This window comes from Arthrobacter sp. NyZ413, assembly GCF_049390645.1.
Lineage (GTDB): Bacteria > Actinomycetota > Actinomycetes > Actinomycetales > Micrococcaceae > Arthrobacter.
Genome location: NZ_CP155434.1, coordinates 2,035,301 through 2,061,305 on the forward strand (window position 1 = coordinate 2,035,301; position 26,005 = coordinate 2,061,305).

The following is a 26,005-nucleotide window of genomic DNA, read 5'->3' on the forward strand; positions in this document are numbered from 1 at the left end:
GCGGTTCCTAACAGTTCCTTAATACGGGTGGGGGCGATCTTGACGTGGTTTTAATACCGACGCCGGCAGGCCGTGGCATGCTCCGAAACGAAGCCGGAGACCTGCATCGGTGCCAGCCTTTAGCCTTCCGACGCCGGCGTTAAGGATTCGTCAAAAAGCGCTCCGCCCGGCTGCGTGCGGTGTTACGTTTCAGCAAGATAGTGGTTTCCGTGCGCTGAAAGGGACATCTTGTGACGACTTTGAGCAGGCCTCCGGCGGATCCATCCGCCCCGCGGCCGTCAGGCATGGCGAGCCTGCGGACCTGGTTGTTGTTCGGGTTGCAGGACAGCAAGGGCACCCACCAAGGACCGGGCGCCGTCAGCGATACCGGCCATAAAAAGCATTCGTGGTGGCAGGTCATGTGCCTGACCGGCGTGGACTACTTCTCGAGCCTGGGGTACGCGCCGGCTATCGCGGTGCTGGCCGCCGGGGTGATTTCCCCGATCGCCACGCTCGTCCTGGTCGGCCTGACGTTGCTGGGCGCCCTCCCGGTCTATCGCCGGGTTGCCGGTGAAAGCCACCGCGGCGAAGGATCAATCGCCATGCTCGAGCGGCTGATGCCGCGCTGGACGGGCAAATTGTTCGTCTTGGTGCTGCTCGGTTTCGCCGCGACGGACTTCATGATCACCATGACCCTCTCCGCTGCCGACGCCACCGCCCACCTGATCGAGAACCCGATCGCACCCGGATGGCTGCAGGGACAAAACGTCGCGGTCACGTTGTTCCTGCTGGCGCTGCTCGCCGCCGTGTTCCTGCGCGGGTTCAAGGAAGCCATCGGTGTCGCCGTGGTCCTCGTCGTCCTGTATCTGGGCCTGAACGTCGTGCTCGTGCTGGTCACTTTCACCCAGGTCGTAGCTCATCCGGCCGCGGTCACCGATTGGTGGGGAGCGCTGTCCGCCTCGCACGGTAACCCGTTGATGGTGGTCGGCATCGCCCTGCTGGTGTTCCCCAAACTGGCCCTGGGCATGTCCGGCTTCGAGACCGGCGTCGCGGTCATGCCGCAGATCAAAGGCGCGCCCGGGGACACCGACGAAAAACCGGTGGCACGTATCAAGGGAGCCCGCAGGCTCCTTACCACGGCCGCGGTGATCATGAGTTCGTTCCTGCTTACCACTAGCTTCATCACGGTGGTGCTGATCCCGGAACCCGAATTCCAGGCCGGCGGCCAGGCGAACGGACGTGCGCTGGCCTTCCTGGCACACGAGTACCTCGGAGTCGGGTTCGGCACCGTGTATGACTTGAGCACTATCACGATCCTTTGGTTTGCGGGGGCCTCGGCCATGGCAGGGCTGCTCAACCTCGTGCCCCGGTACCTACCCCGCTACGGCATGGCCCCGGAGTGGGCCAAGGCTGTGCGTCCGCTCGTTCTGGTGTTCACCCTTGTCGGGTTCCTTATCACCTTTCTCTTCAACGCCGACGTCGACGCCCAGGGCGGCGCGTACGCGACCGGTGTGCTGGTCCTGATGACCTCCGCCGCTGTCGCCGTGACCCTCTCGGCCCGCCGGGCACGGCAGCGCAAACGGACCATCGGGTTCGGGCTGATCGCCGTGGTGTTCATCTACACCACCATCGCCAATATGTTCGAACGCCCCGAAGGCCTCCGGATCGCCGCCATCTTCATTGCCGGCATCATTGTGATTTCCCTGCTGTCCCGGATCATGCGCTCCTTCGAACTGCACGCCACGCACGTCCGCCTGGACCGGCAAGCCCTCGAATTCCTCACCGATGTGCAGGACGGCCCACTCGCCGTGATCTCCCACGAACCCTTGCGCATCAGCCGCGAGGCCTACCAAGCAAAACTCAATTCAGCGATCGAAGTCAGCCACCTTCCCCTGGACCGGGAAGCACTGTTCCTTGAAGTCATCGTGGATGATTCCTCCGATTTCGAAACCGAACTTGACGTGCGCGGCGTGAACAGGCACGGCTACCGCGTCCTGGAAGTACACGGCCCGGTCGTGCCCAACACCATCGCCTCGGTACTGCTCCACATCCGCGACGTTACCGGCCTCATGCCCCACATCTACTTCCGCTGGACCGAAGGCAACCCCATCATCAACCTCCTCAAATTCCTCTTCCTTGGTGAAGGCGAAATCGCACCGGTCACCCGCGAAGTCCTCCGTGAAGCAGAGCCCGAGGTTACCCGCCGTCCGTGGGTCCACGTCGGCTGACCCGTTCGGCGGATCTGACCCGTTCGGCGGACCGGTGCTTCAGGCACATCGCACCGAAGAGCAAGGCCTGGCCCGGACCGCCGCTCACGTATCGCACGTCCCGACCCGACGGTCGCTCACGTATGACCGCACAAAGGGGAACGCTCGCGCAGATCCGGGCGGGCCGCCGTCGGGCTGTGCTGAGGTCAGTCCGTGGCACATCCATCGCCTCGGCCGCGTACGCGCCTGAAAGTTCACACAGCCCACGTCGCAGTTCGTCAAGGGCGGTCGCCGCTGCCGCGTCGGCGGATCTCCTTTCTGGCCAGTACGGAGACGCGAGCCCAGCACATCGCAACGAGGATCCATGCGGCCGTCTGCCATCCGGGGAACCACAAAAGAGCCACAACCATGCTGCCTATGCCGAGTACGAAGCTGATGCCCTCAAGCCAGCGCAGATCGGCGGTGGACTGTCTCGGAAATTGCGCTGCGGTCCGAATCCAGGCTCTCAATGCTTTGAGCATGACGCCTTGTCTTTCGTTGAGATGGCCCGATCATACGACCGCGCAAGCGCGCGCACACGGTGTCATCTACATGCCCTGAACAGCCGCTCGGAGAACTGACACAAGCCGCCGCCCGGGTCAGTTCTCCCGTTCTGTCAGCGGCTTGGATTGCCGGGTCCAGCGGTCTGTTGAGTTACAGGGGTGGCGCTCCGACGGCGTCGTACATCGCGTAGTCGTCCGTCGTGAGTGTTCCGTTGCTGAACAGGTTCAACCCGAAGCTCAGTGCGGTGGCCCCGGCGGGGACTGCCGCCGTCGTGAAGCTGGCCTGCGTGTAGGTGCTCGCCGCTGGCAACCACGGCCCGGACGTCCAGTACACCCAATTGCCGGAGGCGTCCCGGTAGTACACAACGAACTGTGTGACAGCGGTTGAGGTGTACCAGGCCCTGAGCGAATACGTGTGGCCCGCAGTGGCTGCCGGAGCGCACGTGCTGTTGTCCAGGGTGGGTAGCAGTTTCGCGTCGCCGCTAACATAGCCGGTGACAGTCACCTTCTCGGCCTTGGTTCCGGTGTGTGCCGTGGAGACGGTGCTGAAGGCTGCGGTGTTGGTGCCGTATCCGCCTGCCTGCCAGCAGAGCGGGAAGCCTCCCACGCCGGCTGTTTCAAGGCTCGGGTTTTGGACCAGGTTGCCACCCGCGGGAGGCGGCGGCGGTGGCGTCGGTGCGGTGCCGACGTCGAACATCGCGTAGTCGTCGGTGGTGATGGTGCCGTTGGTCTGGATGTTCAGGCCCCAACTGATTCCTGACGCCCCGGCCGGCAGCGGTGGCGTGGTCCAGGTGGCCTGGGTCCAGTTCGTTGCCGCGCCGATCAGCGGACTTGCCGTCCAGTACTGCCAGAACCCGTTACCGATCCGGTAGTAGAGCTCAAACTGGGTCGCCGCCGTCGACTTGTACCAGGCCTTCAGCTGATAGGTATGCCCGGGGGTTCCGGTCGGCGAGCAACCGCCCAGGTCCAAGGCCGGCAGGAGTTTCGCGTCCCCGGACACGTAGCCGGTCATCGTGAGTCGTTCGGCGTTCTTGCCGGTGTGGCCGGGGGAGACAACGGCGAAGGCAGCGGTGTTCGTGCCGTAGCCGCCGGCTGCCCAGCATTGCGGGATGCCGCTTGTCAGTGTTTCCAGGCTGGGGTTTTGGATCATGTTGGTGCCCGGTGGTGGCGGTGGCGGGACTGCCGGGCCCGGGACCGCGGGCTTCTGGGTGCCGCCGATGACCTGGTCCACGGTCTTGACCGCGACGGTACCGGCTGCCTTTTGCTGCGCGAGCCAGGTCGCGAACTGCGTGAACAGGGTGGGGGTGATGCTCAGTGTCGGGTCCGTGCCGACGGCGACATGGTGGAAGGTCAACTGGACCCAGCCCCCGCCGGCCGCCTGGGCGTGAGTTACCTCGTTTTGCAGGTCCTGCAGGGTCCAGGTGCTGTCTACCTCATCCGGGGCCGCGGTGTCGTAGGGGTTGGCCGGAGGAATGGTTTCCGCCACAGGAAGTGTCGCGGAGGCAGGATCCGGGGCGGCAATGTCACCCAATCCCCGGGCACTGTTGAACCCGCATTGCTTCACCAAAGCCTCCGTGGCCGGATTTTCGGAAGCGAAGGGGTAGGCGAAACTGGTGACTTTGAAGCCCATGTTCATCAGTGCGACACGGCCGTCACAGATCTGGCGTGTTGATTCGGCGGTGGTCAGGGAGACGAGGTCCGGGTGGGTGACGGTGTGGCCTCCGATCTCGTTGCCGTCGGCGGCGATTTGCTGCAAGTTCGCAGTGGTCAAGTAGGTGGGCTGGTCGATCCATCCGGTGGTGATGAAGAAGGTGCCGTTCAGTCCCAGGCTCTTCATGGTGGATTCGGCGGTCATCTGGTCCGCGTTGCCGTCATCGAATGTCAGGGACACCACGGTGTTCGCCGCGGCCTGCGCCGGCGCGGCGAACACCGTCGCCCCGAGCAGCCCGGCAAACACCAGTGCTGTGCTGCCAAAGGCGGTCCAGCGTTTCCATAAGTTCGTGGTCCTCATTACTAACTCCTCCCCAGTCGGCGGTTAATACCCCGGCAGCCGGGTGACGGTTCATTGCTGTTCCAGGTGTGCGCCGCTTGAAAGGGACGTCCTGCCTGATTCCAGCGACGGCACTGAGAATTTGTGTTTTTGCACACTCGTGCGGGATTCGTTCGCCCTCGCGTGCACTTGCGAGGCTACGACTGTCGGTGGCCGTAGGAACGAGTAGCCGGCACTTGTTCCTTCCTGCGCCTGCGTTGGGTACTCGTTTTGATGTAGCTAGTTAGTCAGTCCACGTGGCGCTTGTTCGTGCCCGTACGGATGGCAGCGGCACAGTCATCGGCCGGGCCGTCATCGTTGAAGGGGCCGCTACCCTGCGCGGCGCAGAAGCAAAGCTACCCGGCCAAGCAGTACGTCCTTGAAGATTCCCTCGGGGTATTCGCTGTAAAAGTCTCCGTTGACGGCATGGCTGAGCACGAGATAGGGCTGGTCGTCCTTGTCGTAGTACTTTTTGACATTGCCGAAGCCAAGCTCAAAGGTGGCCGGTCCAACAGAACTAAAGATCTGGACCCAGTCGCTGGTTATCACAGGTTTTGTGTCGAAGCTGGCGGGACATGTATCGGCCTCCCAGGGATGGTGGGTCCATTCCTTGCGCCAAAGACCCCCACCGGTGTCGATGTGGAATCCGGGGAACAGCTCCCACCCGTCTGCTGCTTTCGACGGGCGATAGGTGCCGAAGATTCGCTTCCAGGCCGATTCAAAAACCTGTTCGGGCCAGACTTCGATTGGTTCGGTCGGAACGCCTCCCTTATCGAGGGTTTGAGCGGCGTCAGCGAACATTGCGCAGGCTTCGTCAACCAAGCGCTCAGCTTCGAGGCAGGACGGCGTCCTGGTCTCGTCTGCGAATCGCGAGTCGTATTCTTTTTCCAGTCCCATGGCATGATCCCGGTTCGGCGCTTGTCATTCTTCGGTTTCGTGATTCTTGCGCTCGGTGAGAATCTCGGAGAGCGCAGCTATGTTGGCACGCACTTGCCGTGCGTATGCTTTGTTCGCGAGCACGTCGGCGACGTGGCCGAACACTTCCTCGGGTGGGACCGGGATGACTATGCTCTCGTCGGTGATGGGCATTGCTTCTCCTTCCTCTGAAGGCTTCCCTCGAAGGGGCTGAAGCGTACGATCGCGTGCCGTGCGGGCGAGGTGGCGTGCTGCATTGCCCGGAAATGGGGCACTCGTCGATGATGGGTACTTGGTTGGCGCGCCCGTACGGGCAAGATGCGGTGTACCCCCAGGCGGTCTCCGCGCAGCAACGCGAGTCAAATAGACCCTGACCGGCCTAAGGTACCACCGGGCGTAGAGACGACACCAGATGTCGACGCGGCCGGAGGGAATGCGGGAAAGTTTGATCAATGCGGGAAAGCCCGACGACGACGCCACCTGCCAGGCGGCGAGCTCGCCCACCAGAGCGCAGGGGATAGCTGCTGGCGGGTACTGCGACGCCGTCCGCGGCCGCTCCGCCAACACCTGCCAGCAACATCTCTGCGGATTCCACCGGGGTGTGACTTCCCGCCACGGGCGGTCCTCTCCGGCCTTGCTAAAGAAGGACTTGTTCAGGCGGTGAACTGAGGTACGCCACACCGCCAGCGGGCGCTGGCTTGTGTTGGAATTGTGCCAACAGCTGCTCATGAAGCATTTCCCGGAGGATCACAAGCACTGCAGAGGCGGCTTCGGAGAGGGGATCATGATTGGCAGTGCACAATGCGATTTTGCTTTGCAGTGACGGACTGATGATCCGATGTGAGGTGAAACCCTGCCCCGGGAACAAAGCCTCGACTGCCGACTTGGGGAGCACGGTAGCTCCGAGGTTGGCGCGGAGGAGGCTGCCCAGTGACGGTAGTGAGCCGACTTCGCCGACGAGGCGCAGGTCGAGGCCCTTTTCACGCCACACCGTCTCCACTAGTTGTCGGATTGTGTGATCGCGGCCGGGAAGAAACACCTCGACCTTTGAGGCTTCTTCTGCCGTGACTGTTCCATCTTCCTGGGTTGCGATCTCTATACCCGGGTTGGTTACTAGGTGGAGGTCCTCGACGATCAGGGTGGTAAATCGAACCCCACGGGCTTCGCTTGGCTCATAGATAAGCGCCATGTCGAGCTTGCCGCTTTTCACCGCTTCGCTCAATGCTCCGCCGACGCTCTCTGTCAGGTGAAGCGAAATGTCGGGGTAGCGCTTCCTTACCTCTTGGACGATTCGTGGCGTGAGGCTCGGGACGATGCTGTCTGGCGCGATGGCGATTGAAACGTGGCCCGACGGTGCGCCTCCGGCTTTGGCGATGTCTTGCCGGGCTTCGTCGACCAGGCGAAGAATCGTCTGGGCGTGGCGGTAAAGGGTGTGGCCGGCAGCGGTCGGTTCAATGCCTCGTTTGCTGCGAATAAGCAGCCGCTGCTTGAGTTCTTTCTCAAGGACTGAAACCTGTTGGCTGAGCGCCGGTTGGGCGACGTGGAGAGCCGATGCTGCCTTCGTGATACTTCCGGCGTCCACGATCCTGACAAAATACTCCAACTTCCGCGTGTCCACGGTTCCCTTCCCTGACCCGGCCGATTGCCGCCCGGCTTGTATAACGTTCACCGAACGGCGGCGGCCAGCTGCCCATTGGCCAGCTGGCCGCCGCCTGTCGCCGTCGTCATGGTCAACCATGGCTCAGGCTGAGGAGTATCCGTTACTTCTCCGCGGCAGGCTCAGCTGAGAGATCGTGTGTTGCCCTGGCGGGGGCTACGGTCGCGGCAGCGACGGCGGTTTTTTCTTGTTTGCTTTGGTGTAGTTCGTCGAGTTCTTTGAGGGTGTATTTGCCGGTTTCTTTGGCGGTGAGTGCGGAGATGCCGGCGAAGAGCATGAATCCGAGTGCGACCATGGAGGGGCCGGTCCATCCTTTGAGGTCGGCGCCGGCGAGTGCGGTGGCGAGGACGGGGCCGATGACGCCGGAGATGGCGAAGCCGATTTGGGTGCCCAGGGCGAGTCCGGAGACGCGGAGGCGGCCGGGGAACATTTCTGCGAAGAAGGAGGGCCAGGAGGCGTTGACCATGGAGTAGAAGAAGGAGTAGTTGATGATGCCGAAGAGGAAGATCAGGGTCCAGTTGCCGGTGGTGATGGACCAGAGGTAGGGGACCATGGTGATGCCGACGCCGATGGTTCCGCTGAGGAACATGGTTTTGCGGCCGATTTTGTCGACTAGGAATCCTGCCAGGGGGGTGATGGCGAGGGCGATCACGGCGGAGACGGTGGTTGTCAGGAGCATGGTGGGTTTGTCGAGTTTGTATCCGGCGGTTCCGAAGGCGACGGAGAAGGTCTGCATCATGTAGCTGGTGCCGGCGATGAGTGCGCAGAAGATGATCCGGAGTACGGCGCGCCAGTGGAAGCGCAGGAGGTGTTTGAGGGGGGTGATGTTTGCTTTGGTGGCTTGGGCCTGGATGAATTCTGGTGGTTCTTGGACGTGGCGGCGGATGAGGTAGGCGGCGACGACGACGAGGGCGGAGAACCAGAAGGGGAGTCGCCAGCCCCAGCTGAGCAGTTGTGCCGAGGGCATGGCGGAGATCGGGATGAAGACCAGCAGGGTGAGCAGGGTGCCGGAGGCTGAGCCGAGGGTGGTGAAGCTTGCGATGAATCCGCGGCGGTGGTCCGAGGCGTGTTCCAGGCTCATGGTGATGGCGCTGGGTTGTTCGCCGGAGAGGCATAGTCCTTGGATGACGCGGATGGCTACGAGCAGGATTGGTGCGAGGGAGCCGATCTGGGCGTAGGTGGGCAGGCAGCCGATCAGGAAGGTGCAGCCGCCGATGCCGAACAGGGTGAGCATCATGACGAATTTGCGGCCGTAGCGGTCGCCCATGGGTCCGAGGATGAGGGAGCCGAGGGGGCGGACGGCGTAGCCGACGGCGAAGGTGATCAGGGAAAGCAGGACGCTGATGCCCGTGGGTAGTTGGGGCGAGAAGAAGAGGACGTTCAGGATCAGCGCCGACGAGGTGCCGTACACCGCGAAGTCGTAGTATTCCAGTGTCGTGCCGATCCAGGCGGCGATTGCCGCCCTGGCCGGGGTCTTCTTTGGAAGTATGGTTTGGGTCATTTCGTCTCCATGGCGATGGGTGAACAGCGGCCTACCGGTACACGCGGGCTGCGGAAAAGAGGGTTCGAGTGTGAACTCCCTCGTATGACCATCGTGTGCTTTACGGCTTGCCGACTGGTCTCAGACATCAAAGTAACGTTTGAGCTATGGGTCACACAAAGACAGTTTTTGTGTTCCCACATAGCGTTCAGTTATGTCTGCTTTTCAAAAGGCAAGAGACGTTGGACCCTGAAACCCGGGTAATGGCCATCCATAGGAAAGGCTTATCCGGTCATTTCACTTTCATCTTATTCAGTGCCGATATCGTTGCCTACCATTGAGTTGCAGACCGGTTTTTTGATCACGGGACCCGCCAACGCAGCGCAAGGAAGCCTGGAATGAAGAAGTTAAGCAGCATCGACCGGGAACCGGGTAATTCCCAGGGCGCGATGGTCGTCGGCATTGGGTCTCATTGCCCTGCGAATGGTTTGTGGCGGCCCCTTGGATCGTCCGCCGAAGCGATTTTCGTCTTCGAGGGCAGCATCATGCCTGCGCACGACGGTGGAAGCGCCATGTGGACCCTGGTTGACGCGGGGGACAGATCGCGGGGCGGGGGAGTCCCGGCACTGGATCCGGAACCGAGGGGTGACGGAGAGGCGTGACCTTGGATTGACCTGCGGTGCTGGCGAACCGCCGATTGCGGATGTAAGGATCGCTTATGGCCAGCCTGATGCTCCTCGATACCGCGTCGTTGTACTTTCGCGCCTTCTACGGCGTTCCGGATTCGATCCGTCGGGCCGACGGCACGCCCGTGAACGCCGTTCGGGGCCTATTGGACATGATCGCGCGGCTCACCACCGAGTACGGGGCGACGCATCTGGTGGCGTGCTGGGACGACGATTGGCGTCCTCAGTGGCGGGTGGACCTGATCCCGACGTATAAGTCTCACCGGGTCGCGGAGTTGGTGGCGGGGGCGCCGGACGTCGAAGTGGTGCCGGACGCGCTTGAAGCGCAGATTCCGCTGATCCGGCGGGTGCTCGGTCTCGCCGGTATCGCCGTCGTCGGGGTTGCCGGACATGAGGCCGACGACGTCATCGGCACTTACGCCAGTCGCGCCGGGATACCCGTGGACGTTGTGACGGGCGATCGCGATCTCTTCCAGGTCGTCGACGACGCCTGCCAGGTGCGGGTCATCTACACCGCTCGGGGTATGAAGAACCTCGAAATCGTGACCGATGCCGTCGTCGTCGGCAAGTATCGCGTGCTGCCCGAGCAGTACGCCGATTACGCGACGCTTCGCGGCGATGCATCCGACGGGCTCCCGGGTGTTGCCGGAATCGGCGAAAAGACTGCGGCGTCGCTGCTCGCAGCGTACGGCACCCTGGACGAGTTGCTCGCGGCGACGGCCGATGGGAGCAGCGGACTGTCCGCGCCCGTGAGGTCGAAACTCGCCGCAGCCGCCGACTATCTTGCCGTCGCGCCCGCCGTCGTGAACGTTGTAAAGAACCTCGCAGTTCCCACTCTTGGCGAGGCCGGCGCTTTGCTGCGTCCCGTCGTCGGTGATTCGCGCGCCCAACTCGAAAGCCTCGCCACGGAGTGGAACCTCGGCGGCTCAGTGAAACGATTGCTCGAAGCCCTCGACCTCCGTCAGCAACGAGACGATATGCCGGATCATCGTCAAAACGACTGAGTCCGCGAGAGTCGGCGCGTACGGCGGTCGTCGTCGTAGCGCTGCAGTTCGGGGCCGAACGGCTCGGTCATCTGTCGAGCCGGATGCAGCTGCGTTGCCTCCGGTTGCTCCCGCTGAAGGATGGGCATGCGCCTCAAACCCTCCGAGTGTTCAGCGGCGCTTGGCGACCGACAGCAAGAGTACGGAGTCCTCATGGGCCTGCAGTCCGTGCCTTGAATCGGGCACGATGAGCAGATCGCCCGGAGAACCGTCCCAGGAATTCTCCCCGGCAATGAGGGTCACCCGCCCTTCCAGGACGTAGATTGTCGCCTCGCCCGGGTTCTCGTGCTCGTCCATGACCGCTCCGCCGCGCAGCGCGATGATCGTTTGGCGCATGATGTGCTCGTGGCCGCCGAAAACGGTGTCGGCGCTACGCCCGCTCGAGGCTCTCCGGGCCGCCTCCAACTGGGTCCGTGCCAGCGCCGTCAGTGACATCTTTTTCACATTGCTGTCCTCTTTTTTGCAGCTACACGGTGCCTTCGGCGGTTCAGTCGATAAGGACTCGGTCAGCGGCCCACGCGCGGGCCATGGTCATATCGAGCTCGGAAGCGACCGGCCCCTGTCCGAAGTAGGCGTTATAGCTCGCTGCTGGGTCGGGTGAACCCTGCGCCCAGCTGGTTGCCAGATCGTCGTAGGCATCGGCGATGCGTGGATCGTCCGCGCTGCACCCGAGATCGTTGGCCAAAGCGAGCAACAGCTCGTCCCTCGTGTACTTCAAGTCATCGAAACGCGCCATTGGACGTCCCTTCACTTACTGGGTAGCCGTCTCAATTGCGGCCGCCGATGATTCATGGTGACGCCAGAAGCCTGCATAGGGAAGATGAATTGGTTGTTAGTTTGCTTTGAACCAGGGGAGCCCGCTGGAGCAAGTCCGACGTCCAAGTGGAGGACACTCTATTTAGGAAGCCTACTGATTATGTACTGTGGCAACCATCACATCCATTACTGTCCGGGTTCGGTGTACGCCATGGCTGGCCGGGGCGGTTATGGCATGACCACGCCGGTCATCCCCGGGCAGGTCGTGCCACCATGACAAATGGGGTTACAAATGAAGAAGACAACAGCACTTATCGGACTCCTGTTCGCTGCGTCAATGGCGCTCGTTGGATGTGGAGGTTCGACAAATGCCGGAAGCTCTGCCGCTCCGTCAACTCCAACACCCACACCGACGCTCAGCCCGAAGACCTACACGAACGAGGAACTTGCTTCGATCATTGCGGGGTTGAAGGACGAGCAAGGAAAACCGTTGACTGTGGTGCCCGCTGCACAGATTGACCAAGGCTTGATGGCCGAGAAGCAGTTGCTGCAGTCCGCCGTCATCACGCCTCCGGCTTGTGCCGCCGTGGCGAACACCAATGCGCAAGTCCCCGACGGGGCAACGTACGCGGCGGGGCAGAGCCTTTCGGCGGCGGACAAGAGCGCCACCGTGATCACCGCCCTGGCTGTGAAGGATCCGGCTGTGTTGTCGGGCCAGACGAAGAAATCCACTGACGCACTGTCGCAGTGCTCGACGTTCACCATCGAGGCCGCAGGGCAAAAGATCACTACCCAGATCCAGCCATTGACGGAAAAGACGAACGGCGATCAGTCCATGGGCGCGCTGATGACCCAGGTCCTGCCTTCAGGGCAGAAACAGATCACGCTTACCGTGACAGGAGTGAAAGGAAATCTCGGGGCTACCGCGATCAAGACCGGCGCCGCCGTCACGGCAGACTCGGCAGCAGAACTGGTCAAGCTGGTCAACGCCGTCCTCGGTTAATGGCGTTGTGCTGATTACGACGCGACGGCGGTACCCCCGCGCAACTCAAGCCTTGCCCGGAAAGCCGCAGGGCCGCCGTCGTCGTCTGACCTAAAGGTTCGCGCAGCAGCGCGACCGCTCGGATCTGCCCATCGCTGAAGTGTTCCATAGGCTGACGGATCCGGCCTGGCGGGGTAGGTTGTCCCCATGGCGAGCGAAGCAACTACCTTCACCGTTGACGGACCCAACGGCCCCCGTGAGGTTCGGATCTCCAGCCCAAGCCGGGTTCTCTGGCCGGAATTGGGCCTGACGAAGCTGGATCTGGCACACTATATCGCCGAAGTCGGTGATGCGTTTATTTCCGCGAATGGCGACCGCCCGGTCTCGCTGCAGCGGTTTTCGGACAATATCGACGGCGAGCAGTTCTTTTCCAAGAATCCCCCGAAGGGGACACCCGACTACATTCGGTCCGTGAAGGTGGTTTATCCAAGCGCACGCTCCCACCCACAACTTGTCCTCGACGAGCCGGCGGCGGCTGTGTGGGCCGTGCAAATGAACACTGTTGTCTTCCACCCGTGGCCTTCGCGCGCGGAAAACCCGGACAATCCGGATCAGTTGCGTATCGACCTTGACCCCCAGCCGGGCACGGACTTCGACGACGCCATCCCCGCCGCCCTGGAGTTGAGAAAGGTGCTTGATGAGGCCGGGCTGACTGCGTTCATCAAGACCTCCGGCAACAGGGGACTGCACGTCTACGCCCCGATCAAGCCGACCCGGGAGTTCCTGGTGGTACGGCACGCCGTTATTGCCGCCGCCCGCGAACTGGAGCGGCGCATGCCGGACAAGGTGACCACCAATTGGTGGAAGGAGGAACGCGGCGAGCGAGTGTTCCTGGACTTCAACCAAGCCAATCGCGACCGCACGATAGCAGGTGCATACAGCCCGCGTGCCCTGCCGCACGCCCCGGTATCATGTCCGATCACGTGGGACGAACTGGAGAAGGTCCATCCCAAGGACTTCACCATCCTCACAGTTCCAGACCGCCTCAAGACCGTCGGCGATCCGTGGGCGGACATGAACGCGGAGCCGGGCGACATCGACACGCTGATGGAATGGTGGGAGCGCGACGTCGGCTCCGGGCTTGGGGAGCTACCTTTCCCACCGGACTACCCGAAGATGCCGGGCGAGCCGCCTCGCGTCCAGCCGAGCCGCGCGCGCAAGGACGGCGAAACGTCCGAAGCGCGCACGGACTTAGGAACGGATTAAATGACGAACCGTCGTCGGCCGCGCCATGGATTGCGCGGCCGACGACGGCGGCATCAGTGCGTGCCTGCTGAACAGCGGGGATTCGGGTCGGGTCAGGCGGCCCTGCGTGCGGCGGCGAGGGCGCCTTCGACGTCGGCGAGGAGTTCATTCCAGGAGGCGACGAACTTGTCGAGGCCTTCGGATTCAAGCAGTGCAACGACGTTGTTGTAGGAGACGCCGAGGTTTTCGAGCGCGGTGAGGACCGTGTTTGCTTTCGTGTACGTGCCAGTAAGCGTGTCACCGGTGACGACGCCGTGGTCGAAAGTGGCGTCGAGGGTCTTTTCCGGCATGGTGTTCACGACGCCGGCGGCAACCAGTTCGGTGACGTAGAGGGTGTCCGGGTAGGCGGGGTCTTTGACTCCGGTGGAGGCCCACAGCGGGCGTTGCGGGCGGGCGCCGGCTTCGGCAAGTACGGCCCAGCGCTCGGTGGAGAACAGCTTTTCATAGGCCTGGAAAGCCAGGCGGGCATTGGCAAGGCCTGCCTTTCCTTTGAGGGCTTTGGCTGCGGGGGTGCCGATTGCGTCCAGGCGCTTGTCGATCTCGGTGTCCACGCGGGAGACGAAGAAGGAAGCCACGGAGTGGATCTTGGACAGGTTGTGGCCGTTGTCCTTCGCCAGTTCGAGGCCGGATTGGAAAGCGCTGATCACCGCGCGGTAGCGCTCGAGGGAGAAGATCAGGGTCACGTTGACGCTGATGCCCTCGCCGAGCACTGCGGTGATCGCCTTAAGGCCCTCCAAGGTGGCAGGGATCTTGATGAGGACGTTGTCCTTGTCCACCTTCTTGTAGAGGTTCTTCGCCTCGGCAATGGTGCCGTCGGTGTCCCAGGCGAGGCGGGGGTCAACCTCGATGGAGACGCGGCCGTCAACGCCGTTGCTCGCTGCCGCGATCGGAGCGAACAGATCGCACGCGTCGGCGACGTCGGTGGTGGTGAGTTCGGTGATGGTGTCCTCAAGGCCGGCGCCTTGTGCAGCGAGTTCCGCGATCTTCGCCTTGTAGTCGTTGCCGGAGGTGATCGCGGCCTGGAAGATCGACGGGTTGGTGGTCACGCCGACGACGTTCTTTTCGTCGATGAGCCTTTGGAGGCTGCCGCTGGAGAGGCGCTCACGCGAAAGGTCATCGAGCCAGATGGAGACGCCGGCGGCGGAAAGCTGTGCGGTGGGAGTTGCGTTGGTCATGTCTTCTGCTACTTCCTCTGGGAGATTGTGGCCAGTTGACGGCTTGCGGCCGGTGCCGCGGGATGCCCTGGGGGGTTCGTCCCGCGGCACCGGCCGCTGAGGGTTTGCTTCGCTACGTAGTACCGCCCGTGACCGGGAGCACCGTTCGCGGAGCAAGGTGCTTAGGGCACTTCCTGCTCACGCTCGAGCTCGCGTTCCAGCTCGAGTTCGTCGTGCAAGGTCAGTTTGCCGTGTGTCTGGCCAAGGGCCTTGGCAACGCCGAGCTCGACCGGGCTCAGGTCGGTGATGTCTTCTTCGTCCAGGCGAGGACCGAGTCCGTCTTCGCCCATGGCGACGTGGCCGATGGTTTCGTATTTGAGGGGGTTGGTTTTGCGTAGGTAGAGGGCTTGGGCGACGCCGGCGAGGAAGAGTGTGGCGGTGATGTAGGGGATGAGTTTGAAGAGCAGGGTGGAGGCTGCGGGTCCGGCGGCGGTGTCGAGGTTGGTGATCATCATGATGACGACGCAGACCATTCCGATTCCGCCGAGTATCGGGGCGGCTTTGGTGCGCCAGGGGTTTTCGTGCGGGTGGTGGTGGCGGAAGTAGTTGTAGACGGCGGCCATGGTGATGGTTTGCACGATGAGCAGGGAGAAGGTTCCCAGGACGGCCAGGATGGTGAACAGGTCCGCGTAGGGGTCCTGGTTGAGGGCGAAGAATCCCAGGATCCACAGGATCGCGATGCCGGTCTGGATGAACGAGGCGATGTGCGGGGATCCGTGTTTCTTGTGGGTTTTGCCGAGGATGCCGGGCAGGACTCCTTCCCGTCCGAGGGAGTACATGTAGCGGGCTGCGGCGTTGTGGAAGGCCATGGCGCAGGCGAAGGAGCCGGTCATCATGAGCCATTCCATGACCAGGACCCAGCCGTGGCCGACGAACACGTTGGTGGGGTGGAAGAACATGTCCAGCGGGTTCGCGCTTTGGGCCAGGGCGATCGCGGTCTTGGCGCCGTTGCCGGCGACGGACATCCAGGAGACGAAGGTGTAGAACACGCCGACGCCGGTGACGGCGATCATCGTGGCGATCGGGATGATCTTGCGCGGGTTTTTGGATTCCTCCCCGTACATCACGGTGGATTCGAACCCGGTCCAGGACCAGAACGCGATGAACATCGCCAGTCCGGGTGCGGCGACCTGCAGGCCGTTGGGCAGGAAGACGTTGGCCGGGTTCAGGGTTTCGGGCATCAGCCCGTCCGGGCCGCCGCCGTGGAAGAGCACGCCGAAGGCCATGATGGCCAGGATCGCGATCTCGGTGAACAGCAGCAGGGTCAGGATTTTCGCGGCCATGCTGATCTCGAAGTAGCTCAGGGCCCCGATCGTGATCAGCCCGGCCAGGGCGAACACGACCCAGTTGATGTCCAGGCCGAGCTGGTCCTTGAAGGCCAGTTGGCCGAAGTAGGAGAAGATCCCGATGATGCTGGCTTCGAAGACGATGTAGCTGAAGGTGACCATGTACCCGGTCCCGAGGCCGAACACGCGTCCCAGGCCGCGGGAAATGAACCCGTAGAACGCGGCCGTGGAGGTCACGTAGCGGGCCATCGTGACGTAGGCGATCGCGAAGACCGACAGGATCACGGTGGCCCAGATGTAGGTTGCCGGGGTCCCGGTGCCCACGCCGAACCCGACCGAGATCGGCACGTTGCCGCTCATGACCGTGATCGGGGCCGAGGTCGCCACGGCCATGAACACCACGTCCCACAGGCCCAGGGTGTTCGCTTTCAGCGCCCCGGCCTTGGCCCCGGGCCTGGCCGCCCTGGTCCCGGCGCTGGTCCCGGTGGCGGGGGTGCGGCTGGTGGTGCTCATGCCTGGGTCCCGTGCTGGTGGTCGGCGTGGCTGCTCAGGCAGTGGGAGCCTTCGGCGGCTTTGTCCGAGGGCAGATCCAGGGTGGGGTTTTCGTCGAAGAAGCCGTAGGGCTCGATGAAGAACCCGGTCATCTGCTTGGGCATCACGGGCCAGTCCTCGATCCGGACCACGTGGTTCAGGCCGAAGGAGTGCCACATCACCAGGTCCTCGTTCACGATCGATTCGTCGGCCTCGATGTAGGCCGGGAGCCCGTCATTGCTCAGCAGCGCGCTCTGGTTCGGGTATTCCCCGGCCGGGTAACGCTCGCCCTCTTCGTACTTGGACACCCAGATCGTCTTCGTCGCGAACGGTGCCCGCTTGGTGACCCAGTTGTTCGGCTTCTTCTTCATCAGCACCGGGTCGGTGGGCATGATCCGGTACGCGGTGTTTTCCCCGACCTTGTTCGTGCGCGATTCACTGGCCACCATCCACCAGCGGTGGGCCAGCGGGTCCGCTTCACGGGCCGCGGCCTTCTCGGTTTCCAGCAGGGTCCGGCGGGCGTAGAACGGGCTGACCATCGGGTCATCGGTGTCCTCGGCGACGGTCTCGACCTCGAAGACCGAGTTCTTGTCCCCGTCCAGCGCCCAGTCCAGGCGGGCGTTGAAGATGTGCTCGTGGATCGGCGCGTACAGCCCGTCGGTGTTCAGCAACTGCCCGTACTTCGTGGTCTCCCCCGGGGCGATGCCGCCGGTGGACAGGATGCCGGTGGCCTTGATCTCGAACTGGATCGTGCCGTCCAGGTGCAGCGTCCAGTAGAACGCGTACTCATAGTTCGCCACCGTGACCACGAACGAAACCACGAGCTTGCGACCGCGCCGGGTCTGGGCATCGTTGGTCCGGAAGTCCCAGTGCTTCCACTCCAGCCCGTCGTCTTCCTCGTGCAGGCAGATCGCGTTCGTGATCGTGTACGGCTTGCCGAACGAATCGACCAGGTTCGCGTCGAAATACTGGATATCACCCAGGCAATCACACCCCAGCTCCAGCGAGTTGGTCATGTACCCGAAGTTGTACTCCCCGGCATCGAACGCGTTCTTCTGCTGCTGCGAACGGCTCGGCGGACCATACGGCACCACCATCTCCGTCAGCGACGCACGGTGCAGGATCGGACGCAGCTCGCCCTTGTCACGGAACCCGACCTGGTGCAGCACCAGACCCTCACGCGGAGTGAAGCCCAGATCAAAGGACCAGTTCAACCACTCCACATGATTGCCCTCGACCGTGAAGTTCCGGCCCTGCGGGAAGGAAATCTCGATCGGCTTGATATCCGTCCGGGCCGGACCCACGAAATCCGGATGGTAGTTGTTCTTCTCCATCGGCACGTGCAGGAACCCGTCATCCTCAACACCGATGACCTCCTGCTTGTTCAAATCAACCAGGACCGTGAAGTCCTCCATCGGATGCGCATACGGGTTATCGTTCGGCTCCAACCGGGTGAACATCAACGCACGCATGATCCGCTTGCCGCCCTGGTCCTCACCCCAGTACCCGATCGACCACGGCTCGGCACACACCAGGGACATGTCCGTGATGCCACGCTTGGCCAGCGCCTCCCGCACCAGCGGCGACGCGACCACCGCGGCCTCGCACTCGGCAAACTCATCAGCCATGATCGGCGGCTGCGTCCCGGCCGGCAACTCCACCCACCGGGTAATCGTGGACGAAGCCACATCCACCACCGCCTCATACGCCAGGTTCGTCGCACGGTCCACCAACACCACCTCGGCCTCACGGGCGTAAGTACCAGCCCGCAACGCCGCCTTGCCCGGCTCATGCAACGACACACTACTGAACCGGAAACTCTCCCCGGCCGCCGGCCCCGACTTCAACACACCAACAACCCGCGCCAACTCATCACGCGACAACTGCTCAAACGGACGGGCACCAGCCCCCGCAACAGCCCTACCCGCTTCAGTTTCTTCGATGGTCATGAATAACTCCTTGCTTCTCTTTCGGGATTATCCGGATGCGAATAATTGCTCACCGCATTTATCTATTCGGCGCCGAAATACCCATGGCTAATTGAGGATCACTTTGATGGGGGGCCAAGATTCGGACTTGGCACCCTGGAGGAACACGCGCTGATGGTCCGGGCCGTTACGGATAATTCGTGGTTACCTCACGTCGGCCGCTTTGCTTGGCGCAGCAGCTGGCATCCCTGCATTTCCCGAGTTCGGCTGTACGCCTGGTGGGCGCCCTTGGCGTCATGTCCTCGACCTCGTTGGGGTCAGTCAAGCTCTCCTTTGAGTGCGACTGCGTGTCGAGTATTCGGTATCTGCAATTGTTGCTCTGCTGCGAGTCGGTAAATCTTTCTGTCTGCTGTGCATACGAGAGTACCGGGGTTAATGACATTAGCGCGAGAGCATTTTGTGAGAAATTAGGGTCGAATGTTTCTCACGTCGTGTAACATGCCGGAAACATTAGCCAGTATCGCCATGCGACTATCCGTTGAGACTGTTTGGGGTCGAATCGCCCATCCGAACGGGTACTTCCGAGGAGCGTGCCGGAACCCGCGCCCATAGTTGCTGAGCTCTGGCCAGGCGGACGCCTGGTGAAGGACAACCCGGGAGGGACGCCGCTTGAGAGGAAAATTGTCCTGTCACTCGTGCCTTGCTTTGGGATATGCTCCTGAAATGGCGCCGCGAAGTTTTCTTCAATGGCCGGTCGTCCGGCAAGTAAGCTCAGGCGATCTTCTGGGCCGTGGGCCGTCCGTCACGTCATCAAGGACAAAGGCGATCGCCTCGAGGACATCCACTGCTGACCGGGTTGTACAAAGCGTGTGCCCGTATTGTGCCGTTGGTTGCGGACAGCGCGTGTATGTCAAGGACGAAAAAGTGGTCCAGATCGAAGGCGATCCGGATTCTCCCATTTCGCGTGGTCGGCTATGTCCGAAGGGCTCGGCAAGCGAGCAGTTGGTCAACTCTCCGGGACGGCAGACGCGCGTGCTTTACCGTGCCCCACGCTCCACGCGCTGGGAGTACCTGGATCTGGAGACCGCAATCGACATGGTTGCGGACCGGTTCATCGAGACGCGCCGCAGGACGTGGCAGCAAGAGGACGGGCACGGCCGGCTTTTGCGCCGGACGATGGGCATTGCCTCGCTGGGCGGGGCAACCTTGGACAACGAGGAAAACTACCTGATCAAGAAGTTGTTCACGGCTGCCGGGGCGGTGCAGACCGAGAACCAAGCCCGTATATGACACTCCGCCACGGTTCCCAGTTTGGGAGCCTCGTTTGGACGCGGTGGTGCTACGCAATCACTGCAAGACATGGCAAACGCCGATTGCATCATCATTCAGGGTTCCAACATGGCCGAATGCCATCCCGTGGGATTCCAGTGGGTCGCCGAGGCGAAGGCCCGCGGGGCGAAGGTGATCCACGTCGATCCCCGTTTCACGCGTACTTCCGCGGTGGCGGACAAGCACATTCCGATCCGCGCAGGCTCTGACGTTGTCCTCTTGGGCGCGCTCATCAACTACGTCATCAGCCACGACCTCTGGTTCAAGGAGTACGTCACCGCATACACCAACGCTGCCACCCTGGTTCACGAAGATTTCCGGGACACGGAGGACCTTGGCGGACTGTTCTCCGGCTTCGACCCGAAGACCGGAGCGTACGACACCGCGTCATGGTCCTATGCCGAAGAGACTGGCGACATTATCGATGAGCCCGGCCCCGGCGCGGAACATGGCTCCGGTGCTTCGGCCCGTGCGGCTGGTGACCAATTCGGCAGCGGCGGCCCGTCCTTGGAACATGCCCAGGTGCACCGGGACGATACCTTGCAGGATCCCCGGACCGTGTTCCAGATCGTCAAGCGGCACTACTCGCGTTACACGCCGGAGATGGTGCGGGATATGTGCGGCATCGACGCGGCGGACTTCGAGTACCTGGCCCGTACGATTACGGAAAACTCAGGACGCGAGCGGACAACCTGCTTCGCCTATGCCGTCGGCTGGACCCAGCACTCGCTCGGAACGCAGTTCATCCGGGCTGCAGCCATCCTGCAACTCCTCCTCGGAAACGTGGGGCGGCCGGGAAGTGGAATCATGGCCCTGCGCGGCCACGCCAGCATCCAAGGTTCCACGGACATTCCGACCCTCTTCAACCTGCTTCCCGGCTACCTTCCGGTACCAAGCGCCGGTAGGCACGACACCCTCAGTCAATACCTGGATGCAATCGCATCGAAGAAGCAGAAGGGCTTTTGGGCCAACGCCGATGCCTACACCATCAGCCTGTTGAAGGCGTGGTGGGGTGATGCCGCCCGCGCGGAGAACGACTGGGCTTACGATTACCTTCCGAGGCTGACGGGGGCGCACGGCACCTATGAGACCGTGATGGGCATGCTTGAGGACAAGGTGGAGGGATACTTCCTGCTTGGACAAAATCCGGCGGTCGGCTCGGCCCACGGCCGCATGCAAAGGATGGGCATGTCCCATTTGAAGTGGCTGGTGGTACGCGACCTCAACCTCATCGAATCGGCGACGTGGTGGAAGGAGGGCCCGGAGATTGAATCCGGGGAACTTCGGACCGAGGACATCGAGACTGAGGTGTTCTTCATGCCGGCAGCAACCCACGTAGAGAAAGCGGGCTCGTTTACGCAGACCCAGCGGCTGCTGCAGTGGCGCCACCAGGCGGTCGCGCCGCCGGGGGAGTGCCAGAGCGAATTGCAGTTCTTCTATGAGCTTGGCAAGCGGATCCGGGCAAAGCTCGCCGGCTCGGACGATGAACGCGATCGTCCGCTGCTTGACCTGACCTGGGACTATCCCACGGACGAGCACGGCGATCCGGACGCTGAGGCGGTGCTTGCCGAGATCAACGGCCGGTACCTTGACGGCCCTGACGCCGGCAAGCCGCTCTCCGCGTACACCCAGCTGCGTCCAGACGGCTCGACGTCGGCAGGCTGCTGGATCTACACCGGTGTGTACGCTGACGGCATCAACCATGCCGCCAGTCGAAAGCCCGGCCGTGAGCAGGGACCTGCGGCTCCGGAATGGGGCTGGGCCTGGCCCGCCAACCGCCGGATTCTCTACAACCGGGCGTCAGCGGACCCGGAGGGTAGGCCGTGGAGCGAACGGAAGAAGTACATCTGGTGGGACCAGGAGCAGGGACGGTGGGTCGGAGACGACGTGCCCGACTTCCCGGTTGACCGGGCCCCGGGCAGCCACCCAGATCCCGACCTTGGCGGTCCGGCCGCACTCGGCGGAGACGACCCCTTCATTATGCAGGCCGACGGTAAAGGTTGGTTGTTCGCGCCCACCGGCCTCGTCGACGGTCCGCTCCCGACCCACTATGAGGCTCAAGAGTCGCCAGTGGCCAATGCGCTGTACAGGCAACAGCAGAGTCCTGCCCGGCTCGTGTTCCCCCGTGCGGACAACCTGAGTGCGCCAAGCGCCGGTGCAAGTGGCGTGGACGTATATCCATTCGTCTTCACCACATATCGGCTCACGGAGCACCATACGGCCGGCGGGATGAGCCGCTGGTTGCCATACCTTTCGGAGCTGCAACCGGAAATGTTCTGCGAGGTGTCACCCGAGCTTGCCGCTGAACGCGGCCTTGAGCCCAACGGATGGGCAACGATCATTTCGCCCCGCTCCGCCATCGAGGCGAGGGTGCTTGTTACCGAACGGATGACACCTCTGGTTGTCGGCGGCCACACTGTCCATCAGATCGGGTTGCCCTATCACTGGGGCGTCGGGTCGAACGCCGTGGTCAGCGGGGACGCGGCCAACGATCTGCTCGGCGTGACGCTGGATCCGAACGTCCAGATCCAGGAGTCGAAGGTGGCGTCCTGTGATATCCGCCCGGGCAGGCGGCCCCGCGGCGCGGATTTGCTCGCTTTGGTGGCTGAGTACCAGGCACGTTCCGGAGCGACGATCGCGACCGGAAACAGCGCTGTGACCGATCCGGCCGCGGAAGGCATCGGCACGGAAGACACGGGCCAGGACGGCAGCGCCGAGGGCGGACCGTGACGATGGCCGAGACGGTTGCCGCCGTAACTGAAGCACATTTCGCCGCACCCGGACCGGCCCTGCCTTTGGGCAGGGTTCCGGGCGCCGACTCGAGCTTGGAGGACTAGATGGGCCAGTTGTCCGGACCGACCGATCCCACTGTCGATGCCCATTGGGAGCACAACCATCCGCGCCAGGGGTTCTTCACGGACACCTCCATCTGCATCGGGTGCAAGGCATGTGAGGTGGCGTGCAAGGAATGGAACCACAATCCGCTCGACGGAAACCTGGAGTTGCTCGGATCCTCCTATGACAACACTGGCGCGTTGGGCGCGAGCACGTGGCGGCATGTCGCCTTCGTCGAGCAGGGCCAGGAACGGATTTCGGAGGCGCGGGAATCGGGGCGCGCCCTCGTCAACCTTGGCATGCCCCGCATCGGCCCTCCCGTTCCGGCTGAGGCTCCGCTGGACTTGTCGGAGGTCGATACGACGCCGCCGGATACGCCCGACTTCCGCTGGTTGATGTCCTCTGACGTTTGCAAGCATTGCACGCACGCGGGATGCCTGGACGTTTGCCCCACTGGCGCGCTCTTCCGAACGGAATTCGGCACGGTAGTGGTGCAGGACGATGTGTGCAACGGCTGCGGAACGTGCGTGGCCGGATGCCCATTCGGAGTCATCGAGCGCCGCAGCGACGGGACAGCCGCCGTCGCCGCCCAGCGGGAGGAACAGCACGCAGGACATCCGGCGGTCCCCAACGTCGGCGTCGCCCAAAAGTGCACGCTGTGTTACGACCGGCTGCTCACCGACGAGACACCCGCCTGCGCCAAGGCGTGCCCGACGACGTCCATCAAGTTCGGCGACCACGTGGACATGGTGCAGGCGGCCCGGGAACGGGTGGCCGAGCTTCACGCGAAGGGACTCACGGAAGCGCGGCTTTATGGCGCGAACGAGCTCGACGGCGTGGGCGGAACCGGATCGGTCTTCCTCCTCCTCGACGAACCGGAGGTTTACGGACTCCCGCCGGACCCTCGAGTGCCCACGGCCGACCTGCCGCGAATGTACCGGCGCGCCGGCGTCGCTGTGGCGGGCATGCTCGCGGCAGCTGCGGTGGCCTTCCTGGGAGGACGGGCGTGACCCATTCTGAATTTGACAGCTTCCGGCCGCCGGAGCCCGCACGCCGTCACCGGCCCGGTGAAAAGCGTGGCCCGGGCCGTCGCGGGAATGGTGACGGTTCCCGGGAAATGCCCATGGTTCCGGAGCCGGAATTCACCTCCTATTACGGACGACCGGTGGTCAAACCGGCTCCGTGGGGCGACGACGTCGCAATCTACCTGTTCCTGGGCGGCGTCGCAGGCGGATCCGCCCTGCTCGGCCTCGGCGGCCAACTGACCGGACGGCCGACGCTTTGCCGGAATGCCCGCCTGAGCGCATTAGCGGCAGTGAGCCTCGGCGCAGTTGCTTTGGTGAAGGACCTGGGCAGGCCGGAACGATTCCTGAACATGCTCCGCACCTTCAAGGTGACCTCGCCGATGAGCGTAGGCTCATGGATTCTCAGCGCGTTCAGCGCCGGCACGGCAGTCTCAGCCGCGGCGGAAATCGACCGGATCAGCGGGATGCGCCTGCCGCTGGGCCCGTTGCGGACAGTCCTGCAAGCAGTCGAGGGGCCGGCGGGCATCGAGGCCGCGCTGTTCGCCGGACCGCTCGCCGCATACACGGCGGTCCTGCTCGGTGACACGGCCACGCCGACCTGGAACGCCGCGCATGAGGAATTGCCCTTCGTCTTTGTCAGTTCGGCCGCCCTCGCATCTGCGGGACTCGCGATGATCACGACGCCGGTGGCCGAGGCGGGTCCGGCCCGGAAGCTTGCCGCGTTGGGCGTAGTGGGCGACGTGGTGGCAATGCGGGTCATGGAACGTCGGATGGATCCCGTGGCGGCCGAGCCCCTGCACGAGGGCAAGGCAGGCGCCATGCTCAAATGGAGCGAGCGTTTGGCCGCCGCGGGTGGCTTGGGGGCCCTGCTTGGAGGACGGAACCGCATAATTGCCGCTGCGTCGGGACTGGCGTTGCTGGGCGCGTCGGCTTTGACGCGGTTCGGCGTTTTCGAGGCCGGGCTAGAGTCGGCGAAGGATCCGCGGTACACGATCGAGCCCCAAAAGAAGCGCCTCGCCGCACGGCGCGCGGCTGGCATTGTTGACGACGCGATCACTACCGCCAAGTGACCGGCGAGCGGTGATTCAGCGAATTTCGATGCCTTGCCCGGCTGTGGTGTGGCCGATCACGGGGTGCCCGGGCAATTCGCCGACCACAAGCAGTCCGCCGGAGGTCTGCGCGTCGGCAAGAAGGAGCAGATCGTCTTCGGTGATCCCGGGCCCGGCCTGCAATTGCGGCCGGACCCAATCGAGATTGCGCCGGGTCCCGCCGGAAATAAAACCATCCCGCAGTGCGTGCCGCGCGCCGTCGACAAGCGGTACCTCGTCCAAATCGATCACTGCTCCCACTCCCGAGGCACGGACCATCTTGTAGAGGTGTCCCAGCAAACCAAAACCTGTCACATCGGTGGCTGCCTGCACGCCGGCCGCCACCGCGGCCTCGGAGGCGTCGCGGTTGAGGCTTGCCATCGTCGCCACGGCTTCGGCGAACACCTCACCGGTCTGCTTGTGCCGGTTGTTGAGGAGTCCGACGCCGATCGGCTTGGTGAGCGTGATCGGCAAGCCGGGCTTGGCGGCGTCGTTGCGCATGAGCTGCTCCGGACGGGCGACGCCGGTAACCGCCATGCCGTATTTCGGTTCCGGATCGTCAATGGAATGCCCGCCGATCACGGGGCAGCCCGCCTCCGAGGCAATGCTCAGACCGCCGCGGAGGACCTCGGTCATCAAGTCCGGCGAGAGCACGCCGCGGGGCCAGCCCAGGAGGTTGATTGCCATGATGGGGCGGCCGCCCATTGCGTATACGTCGGAAAGGGCATTGGCCGCCGCAATCCTGCCCCAGTCAAAGGGATCGTCCACGACGGGAGTGAAGAAATCGGCGGTGGAGAGGACCGCCAGGTCCTCGCGCACCAGGACCGCTGCCGCGTCGTCGCCGCTATCCAGGCCGACCAGCACGTCCGCGCCCGATTGGCCGGTAAGGCCGCGAACCGCTTCTTCGAGCTCGCCGGGTGGTATCTTGCAAGCGCAGCCCCCGCCGTGGGCGTAGGCAGTCAGCCGGGGCGCGTCGAATGCGCTGTGATCCATGGCCGGAATAGACGTTCGGGCGTCACTCATTCGCCTAGCGTACTCCCGTAGGCAACCTGCTATATTGAGGCGCGGTGGCGTCCGGGTCCTGGTGGGCTCCCCGGTCTTCAAAACCGGTGAGGCCGAGCATCTCGGCCTGGCGGGTTCGATTCCCGTCCGCCACCGCCAACCACCGGCAGGCAATGCCGCTGAGCG

The 26,005-nt window shown here is 63.3% G+C and carries 19 protein-coding genes and 1 tRNA gene; 9 read left to right on the forward strand and 11 right to left on the reverse strand.

Annotation, left to right across the window (positions count from 1 at the left end; genetic code table 11):
* Positions 1-230 precede the first annotated feature (230 nt).
* Positions 231-2,207, forward strand: a complete 1,977-nt coding sequence (locus ABCW42_RS09560; protein WP_423184610.1) for an amino acid transporter — start codon at positions 231-233, stop codon at positions 2,205-2,207.
* Between the two features lie 672 nt (positions 2,208-2,879).
* Here the strand turns inward: ABCW42_RS09560 and ABCW42_RS09565 are convergent.
* The 5 genes from ABCW42_RS09565 to ABCW42_RS09585 form a co-directional block, all read right to left on the reverse strand.
* Positions 2,880-4,739: a polysaccharide deacetylase family protein gene (locus ABCW42_RS09565; RefSeq protein ID WP_423184611.1), complete on the reverse strand. Its 1,860-nt coding sequence runs from the start codon at positions 4,737-4,739 to the stop codon at positions 2,880-2,882.
* Positions 4,740-5,087: 348 nt separating this feature from the next.
* Complete coding sequence (locus ABCW42_RS09570; protein WP_423184612.1) at positions 5,088-5,579, reverse strand: hypothetical protein; 492 nt, start codon at positions 5,577-5,579, stop codon at positions 5,088-5,090.
* Between the two features lie 99 nt (positions 5,580-5,678).
* The gene (locus ABCW42_RS09575) at positions 5,679-5,846 is read right to left on the reverse strand and encodes a hypothetical protein (protein WP_423184613.1); all 168 of its coding nucleotides are present in this window, start codon (positions 5,844-5,846) and stop codon (positions 5,679-5,681) included.
* 463 nt (positions 5,847-6,309) lie between these two features.
* Positions 6,310-7,290 carry a LysR substrate-binding domain-containing protein gene (locus ABCW42_RS09580; protein ID WP_423184614.1) on the reverse strand — a complete coding sequence of 327 codons (981 nt, stop codon included), beginning with the start codon at positions 7,288-7,290 and terminating at the stop codon, positions 6,310-6,312.
* Between the two features lie 142 nt (positions 7,291-7,432).
* Complete coding sequence (locus ABCW42_RS09585) at positions 7,433-8,830, reverse strand: MFS transporter (protein ID WP_423184615.1); 1,398 nt, start codon at positions 8,828-8,830, stop codon at positions 7,433-7,435.
* A gap of 377 nt (positions 8,831-9,207) precedes the next feature.
* Here ABCW42_RS09585 and ABCW42_RS09590 point away from each other — a divergent pair, with 377 nt between their 5' ends.
* A complete protein-coding gene (locus ABCW42_RS09590; RefSeq protein WP_423184616.1) occupies positions 9,208-9,471 on the forward strand; it encodes a hypothetical protein in 264 nt (87 codons plus the stop codon).
* Positions 9,472-9,527: 56 nt separating this feature from the next.
* A complete protein-coding gene (locus ABCW42_RS09595) occupies positions 9,528-10,499 on the forward strand; it encodes a 5'-3' exonuclease (RefSeq protein WP_423184617.1) in 972 nt (323 codons plus the stop codon).
* A gap of 150 nt (positions 10,500-10,649) precedes the next feature.
* Here the strand turns inward: ABCW42_RS09595 and ABCW42_RS09600 are convergent, their stop codons facing one another.
* The gene (locus ABCW42_RS09600; RefSeq protein WP_423184618.1) at positions 10,650-10,982 is read right to left on the reverse strand and encodes a cupin domain-containing protein; all 333 of its coding nucleotides are present in this window, start codon (positions 10,980-10,982) and stop codon (positions 10,650-10,652) included.
* A 43-nt stretch (positions 10,983-11,025) separates the two neighbouring features.
* The gene (locus tag ABCW42_RS09605) at positions 11,026-11,274 is read right to left on the reverse strand and encodes a hypothetical protein (protein ID WP_423184619.1); all 249 of its coding nucleotides are present in this window, start codon (positions 11,272-11,274) and stop codon (positions 11,026-11,028) included.
* 312 nt (positions 11,275-11,586) lie between these two features.
* Here ABCW42_RS09605 and ABCW42_RS09610 point away from each other — a divergent pair, with 312 nt between their 5' ends.
* The gene (locus ABCW42_RS09610) at positions 11,587-12,297 is read left to right on the forward strand and encodes a hypothetical protein (RefSeq protein ID WP_423184620.1); all 711 of its coding nucleotides are present in this window, start codon (positions 11,587-11,589) and stop codon (positions 12,295-12,297) included.
* Between the two features lie 186 nt (positions 12,298-12,483).
* Positions 12,484-13,542, forward strand: coding sequence for a non-homologous end-joining DNA ligase (gene ligD, locus ABCW42_RS09615; RefSeq protein WP_423184621.1), 1,059 nt, complete (start codon positions 12,484-12,486; stop codon positions 13,540-13,542).
* Positions 13,543-13,634: 92 nt separating this feature from the next.
* On the opposite strand, the gene tal is transcribed toward ligD, so the two are convergent.
* The 3 genes from tal to ABCW42_RS09630 all read right to left on the reverse strand — a co-directional run bounded on the left by tal (position 13,635) and on the right by ABCW42_RS09630 (position 18,561).
* Positions 13,635-14,756, reverse strand: coding sequence for a transaldolase (tal, locus tag ABCW42_RS09620; protein ID WP_423184622.1), 1,122 nt, complete (start codon positions 14,754-14,756; stop codon positions 13,635-13,637).
* Positions 14,757-14,917: 161 nt separating this feature from the next.
* Positions 14,918-16,594: an APC family permease gene (locus tag ABCW42_RS09625; protein ID WP_423184623.1), complete on the reverse strand. Its 1,677-nt coding sequence runs from the start codon at positions 16,592-16,594 to the stop codon at positions 14,918-14,920.
* Positions 16,591-18,561: a primary-amine oxidase gene (locus ABCW42_RS09630; protein WP_423182713.1), complete on the reverse strand. Its 1,971-nt coding sequence runs from the start codon at positions 18,559-18,561 to the stop codon at positions 16,591-16,593. The genes ABCW42_RS09625 and ABCW42_RS09630 overlap by 4 nt, the downstream gene beginning before the upstream one ends.
* A 702-nt stretch (positions 18,562-19,263) precedes the next feature.
* On the opposite strand from ABCW42_RS09630, the gene fdh reads away from it, so the two are divergent.
* The 3 genes from fdh (at position 19,264) to nrfD (ending at position 24,799) form a co-directional block, all read left to right on the forward strand.
* Complete coding sequence (gene fdh / locus ABCW42_RS09635; RefSeq protein WP_423184624.1) at positions 19,264-22,599, forward strand: formate dehydrogenase; 3,336 nt, start codon at positions 19,264-19,266, stop codon at positions 22,597-22,599.
* 107 nt (positions 22,600-22,706) lie between these two features.
* Positions 22,707-23,714 carry a 4Fe-4S dicluster domain-containing protein gene (locus ABCW42_RS09640; protein ID WP_423184625.1) on the forward strand — a complete coding sequence of 336 codons (1,008 nt, stop codon included), beginning with the start codon at positions 22,707-22,709 and terminating at the stop codon, positions 23,712-23,714.
* On the forward strand, positions 23,711-24,799 hold the full coding sequence (gene nrfD / locus ABCW42_RS09645; protein WP_423184626.1) for an NrfD/PsrC family molybdoenzyme membrane anchor subunit: 1,089 nt from the start codon (positions 23,711-23,713) through the stop codon (positions 24,797-24,799). The genes ABCW42_RS09640 and nrfD overlap by 4 nt, the downstream gene beginning before the upstream one ends.
* 15 nt (positions 24,800-24,814) lie before the next feature.
* Here the strand turns inward: nrfD and selD are convergent, their stop codons facing one another.
* A complete protein-coding gene (selD, locus tag ABCW42_RS09650) occupies positions 24,815-25,810 on the reverse strand; it encodes a selenide, water dikinase SelD (protein ID WP_423184849.1) in 996 nt (331 codons plus the stop codon).
* 73 nt (positions 25,811-25,883) lie between these two features.
* Between selD and ABCW42_RS09655 the strand changes: the two genes are divergently transcribed.
* Positions 25,884-25,978, forward strand: a tRNA-Sec gene (locus ABCW42_RS09655).
* Positions 25,979-26,005: the final 27 nt, after the last annotated feature.

What these genes read in the sequence shown, in the direction of transcription:
- selD (WP_423184849.1), bottom strand. Translation starts at nt 25,810, where the DNA reads ATGGATCACAGCGCATTCGACGCGCCCCGGCTGACTGCCTACGCCCAC.
- ABCW42_RS09595 (WP_423184617.1), top strand. Translation starts at nt 9,528, where the DNA reads ATGGCCAGCCTGATGCTCCTCGATACCGCGTCGTTGTACTTTCGCGCC.
- tal (WP_423184622.1), bottom strand. Translation starts at nt 14,756, where the DNA reads ATGACCAACGCAACTCCCACCGCACAGCTTTCCGCCGCCGGCGTCTCC.
- ABCW42_RS09585 (WP_423184615.1), bottom strand. Translation starts at nt 8,830, where the DNA reads ATGACCCAAACCATACTTCCAAAGAAGACCCCGGCCAGGGCGGCAATC.
- ligD (WP_423184621.1), top strand. Translation starts at nt 12,484, where the DNA reads ATGGCGAGCGAAGCAACTACCTTCACCGTTGACGGACCCAACGGCCCC.
- ABCW42_RS09625 (WP_423184623.1), bottom strand. Translation starts at nt 16,594, where the DNA reads ATGAGCACCACCAGCCGCACCCCCGCCACCGGGACCAGCGCCGGGACC.
- ABCW42_RS09575 (WP_423184613.1), bottom strand. Translation starts at nt 5,846, where the DNA reads ATGCCCATCACCGACGAGAGCATAGTCATCCCGGTCCCACCCGAGGAA.
- ABCW42_RS09565 (WP_423184611.1), bottom strand. Translation starts at nt 4,739, where the DNA reads ATGAGGACCACGAACTTATGGAAACGCTGGACCGCCTTTGGCAGCACA.
- ABCW42_RS09640 (WP_423184625.1), top strand. Translation starts at nt 22,707, where the DNA reads ATGGGCCAGTTGTCCGGACCGACCGATCCCACTGTCGATGCCCATTGG.
- ABCW42_RS09590 (WP_423184616.1), top strand. Translation starts at nt 9,208, where the DNA reads ATGAAGAAGTTAAGCAGCATCGACCGGGAACCGGGTAATTCCCAGGGC.
- ABCW42_RS09630 (WP_423182713.1), bottom strand. Translation starts at nt 18,561, where the DNA reads ATGACCATCGAAGAAACTGAAGCGGGTAGGGCTGTTGCGGGGGCTGGT.
- ABCW42_RS09610 (WP_423184620.1), top strand. Translation starts at nt 11,587, where the DNA reads ATGAAGAAGACAACAGCACTTATCGGACTCCTGTTCGCTGCGTCAATG.
- ABCW42_RS09605 (WP_423184619.1), bottom strand. Translation starts at nt 11,274, where the DNA reads ATGGCGCGTTTCGATGACTTGAAGTACACGAGGGACGAGCTGTTGCTC.